General features: G+C 63.1%; 5 protein-coding genes. All 5 read right to left on the bottom strand.

The window, feature by feature from the left end; all coding sequences use genetic code 11:
* Nucleotides 1–616: 616 nt before the first annotated feature.
* Nucleotides 617–997, bottom strand: coding sequence for a VOC family protein (locus EVS83_RS15255; protein WP_133502022.1), 381 nt, complete (start codon nt 995–997; stop codon nt 617–619).
* Nucleotides 998–1241: 244 nt separating this feature from the next.
* Nucleotides 1242–1622, bottom strand: coding sequence for a GFA family protein (locus tag EVS83_RS16295; RefSeq protein ID WP_133502020.1), 381 nt, complete (start codon nt 1620–1622; stop codon nt 1242–1244).
* 438 nt (nt 1623–2060) lie between these two features.
* Nucleotides 2061–2471 carry a hypothetical protein gene (locus EVS83_RS15245; RefSeq protein ID WP_133502018.1) on the bottom strand — a complete coding sequence of 137 codons (411 nt, stop codon included), beginning with the start codon at nt 2469–2471 and terminating at the stop codon, nt 2061–2063.
* A 57-nt stretch (nt 2472–2528) separates the two neighbouring features.
* Entirely contained in the window at nt 2529–3020 is a 492-nt protein-coding gene (locus tag EVS83_RS15240) for a L,D-transpeptidase family protein (protein ID WP_133502016.1), read from the bottom strand.
* A gap of 20 nt (nt 3021–3040) precedes the next feature.
* On the bottom strand, nt 3041–3522 hold a 482-nt coding region (locus EVS83_RS15940), incomplete at its 5' end, for a hypothetical protein (RefSeq protein WP_208108770.1).

Here is a 3522-nt window from a genome sequence, read left to right as displayed (position 1 = left end):
AGGGGGTGGGAGCCGCCGGCTGGGCTAGGCGCTGCCGACGGCCCTGACGCACCGCTCACTCTGGTCACCAGGGGTGAACGCCGAACGTCGAATAACAAGCCGCCCGGCGGTGGACACGGACCGGTGCGCGGTAGGCGGTCGGTCGGCGCTGAGCACTGCGCCAATGGGACGGCGGTGGCCCCGGGGCAGTGGACGGTAAGTCGCCGAGAGCCACTAACCGTTAGCGGTCAGCCGTCAGCCGTCAGCCGTCAGCCGTCAGCCGTCAGCCACCAGCCACCAGCCACCAGCCAACACCCAAAAACAGCCAACAGCTAACCGCTAACAGCCACGAGCCGTCAGCCACGAGCTAATAACGAGAACGAGTAAGCCGAGCTGCAAGAGACGAGCGACCCGCCGTGCGGGGCGAGCATGCAGCGAAGGTCGAGAGCACAAGTCTGGTGCCCGAGGCAGGTACGCGAACGGCATGCGTCGCGTATCCCCTGCAGTATCCGCCGCGCCGCGCCGCCGTCACCCGCCCAGTTCCTCGGGGCGGTCGAACGCCATGACACGGCTTTGGACATGGGCAAGCGACTGCTTGCCGCCGAGATGTCGCGTCTTGCCGCGTGCCCGTTCGCCCTCAGCCGTCGGCAGGCGGCTGCCACAACTCGACGCGATTGCCTTCCGGATCCACGACCCAGCCGAACCGACCGTACTCCGAGTCGTCCACCTTATCCTCGACCGCGCAGCCTTCCGCACGTAGCGCCGCGAGCAATGCGTCGAGGTCGCGCACCCGGAAGTTCACCATGAACGACGCGCCGCCCGAACCGAAATGCGCGGTGTCGGCGGGAAAGGGCGTCCACAACGTCACCCCGGTGGGATTCTCCGGCGTGCCCCACGGCAACATCGCGCCGCCCCATTCCTGTACGTCCAGCCCGAGATGCTCGCGATACCACGCCCCGAGCGCCGCAGGATCCTTGGCCTTGAAGAAGATGCCGCCGATGCCGGTCACACGTTCCATGCGTACTCCGTTCAATACGTTGGGATGTCGAAGCGGACGTTGTAGCGCATACCCGCAGCGCGTGGCGCGACCGTGCGTCCGACGGCGATAGACGGTTGCATCGCGTCGACGCACTTGAGCACTTCTACCTACAAGCAACGGACACTCCGCTGCCACGCCTTGGCCCGCGATGCAGCAGTAGACGAGCGTTCGACGCGGTGACGCAAGTTGTCGGGATCAAAAGCACCGGAGAGCTGAGCCGCAATCAGTCGAGGAACCTCCAGGTATCCGCCCCATCGAAGCGCCGGACAACGACCGACTCCAACAGCGCAGGTTCGAAGTTCCGCAGGTTCACACCATGCCGAGCGCCCGGCGTCGCCTCCATTGGCTCCCAATGCGTGACGACGCCGCAGGTCTTGCAATGGAAATTCGTCAGCGTTCGATCACCCCAAACGTAGCTCTCGGTGTTTTCGGGGTGACCCTGGATCGAGACCGCGCCAAGTTCGTAGTAGGCCCATATCCCGCCCGTGCGGCGGCATAGCGAGCAATTGCAACTCGTCGCTGTTTCAGGCGCGACAGGAAGCGTAAGGCGCACCGAACCGCAGTGGCAGGAGCCGCTCAACGAGGTATGTCGGTCATCGTGCATGCCAGGCCCCCACTTGCTTTGCGAACGAATACGTCAGTTGACTGCGAAGTCGCGTTGGCTTGGACGAATTGTTAGCGCCCTGCAGCATCAGCGCTACGAGCGCGACGCGCAACCTGGAAGAGCTTGCAAGCCACCACGGCCAACGCGGTTCCGAGGATGACGGCGATTGCGGTATGACCCCAATACCAAGGCTCGGGGGCGCAACGGACAACGCTCGGGCCGTGACGGCCGCGCATGGTACGAATACAGCCGGAGAAGAGCGCCTTGAGTGCCAGGAATAACTCGGCCGCCGAGAACACCGAAAACAGCGTTCCGCCTGCGCGAGCAGTGAAGGGATCAGTGAAGGGCTTCGGCTTGCGAGCTTGTGGGTTCAAGGGCGCTAACACCTGAGTTAAGCCGCGCCACGAAGCGGCGTCGGCTTGAACGAATTGTTAGGCCTCAACGAATAATCGTCCAGCGGACCACCACGATCGCTTTGGTTGACTGCCCGGCCTTCTCGGCGGGCGAGAAGCGCAAGGCAAGGAGCTCGGATCGCTCTCCGGCAGAAAGAGCTAAGCGCCGAGGCTGGAAGACGGCCGCATCCCGCGGCACGCCAGTTTCATCGACGAGAACAGCAATACAAATCTCGTCAATCCGAGACGCGCGGTAGAGGTCCATACCATTAAAGCGGAGCGAACCGTGGAGCTTAGCTCTGGCATCCACTGCAGATGGGGGCAGGAAATCGGGTGCCGGCTTGATAGTTCCACGCAGGATGGCATCACTTTCACACGCCTCTGGCGTGACCGCCGCGGCGGGTGCCGAGGCGAACGCCACGAGAAGTACAAGTAGCGAGCGCATTAATTTGCCCATGAGGCCTAACACCTGAGTTAAGCCGCGCCGCGATGCGGCGTCGGCTTGGACGAATTGTTAGGGAGTGATCTCGATCGGCACAGGGCCATGAACCATTTCCCACAATGCGGCCATGCTCGCATTGGAGAGGGCAATGCAGCCATCCGTCCAATCGGGGAAGGGGTAGGCGGGGACCCTCTTGGCCAACTCCGGGTCGTTCGGTTGCCCGTGCACCATGATTGCTCCGCCAGGGGAGACGCCGCGCCGACGGGCAGCGGCTCGATCTGCCGCATTAGGGTACGAAATGTGGATGGATCGGAAGAACGCGCTATTAGCGTTCTTGGAGTCCAGGACGTACTTCCCCTCAGGTGTGCGGCGATCGCCTTCCTCTTGCTTGTGACCTATGCGATTCACGCCGAACCCTGCCGGATAGGTCGCGACCAGCTCGGTCCCCGCGAACACGTACATCCTGTGCTCGGACTTGTCGACGAGGATTCGCGTGGCGCGAACCGGCTGGGCCAACGACGGCGCTGCGACAAAGAATGCTGCGACCGCCAAGAGAACTCGCATATCACTCCCTAACGCCTGAGTTAAGCCGCGCCGCGAAGCGGCGTCGGCTTGGACGAATTGTTAGGCGCCATGCTAATCGACTGCAGGCGCTGATCTTTCAGTTGCCAACGACCTTGCCGCCACTCGAGCGCGACGACCCAAGTGCTGGCAGCCATGGGCGAGAAGTAGCTCGACAGGGTCACTTCGGCGCCACTGAGGCCAACCATCTGACACTCGGCCGTAACCGACTCAGCCGGGCGACCATTCGCGAAAACGTAGGCTCCGCGACGAGAGCAACCGCTCAGCGGCGTGAATGTCCGGCCGGCACGCCGCAATTCAGCAGCCAGAGCCGGAGATGGGTCAGCACCGCTTACATTCAGACACAGTGCGAGGCGCGGATGTGGTGGGCTGCTCAGGACGGCTGCAGCAATGGCGGAGTCGGACGATTGCGCGCAACCAGCCAATAGCATCACTGAAAGCGCTGCGATGTATCTCATGGCACCTAACACCTGAGTTAAGCCGC

The organism is Cognatilysobacter terrigena, assembly GCF_004361065.1.
In the GTDB taxonomy this organism is placed as follows: Bacteria; Pseudomonadota; Gammaproteobacteria; order Xanthomonadales; family Xanthomonadaceae; genus Cognatilysobacter; species Cognatilysobacter terrigena.
Note: the sequence above shows the minus strand (reverse complement) of the source record. Positions and strands in the feature narration are given on the sequence as shown.

Bases quoted from the DNA above. Each gene is read 5' to 3' on its own strand.
- EVS83_RS15255 (WP_133502022.1), bottom strand. From the start codon at position 997: ATGGAACGTGTGACCGGCATCGGCGGCATCTTCTTCAAGGCCAAGGAT.
- EVS83_RS16295 (WP_133502020.1), bottom strand. From the start codon at position 1,622: ATGCACGATGACCGACATACCTCGTTGAGCGGCTCCTGCCACTGCGGT.
- EVS83_RS15245 (WP_133502018.1), bottom strand. From the start codon at position 2,471: ATGGGCAAATTAATGCGCTCGCTACTTGTACTTCTCGTGGCGTTCGCC.
- EVS83_RS15240 (WP_133502016.1), bottom strand. From the start codon at position 3,020: ATGCGAGTTCTCTTGGCGGTCGCAGCATTCTTTGTCGCAGCGCCGTCG.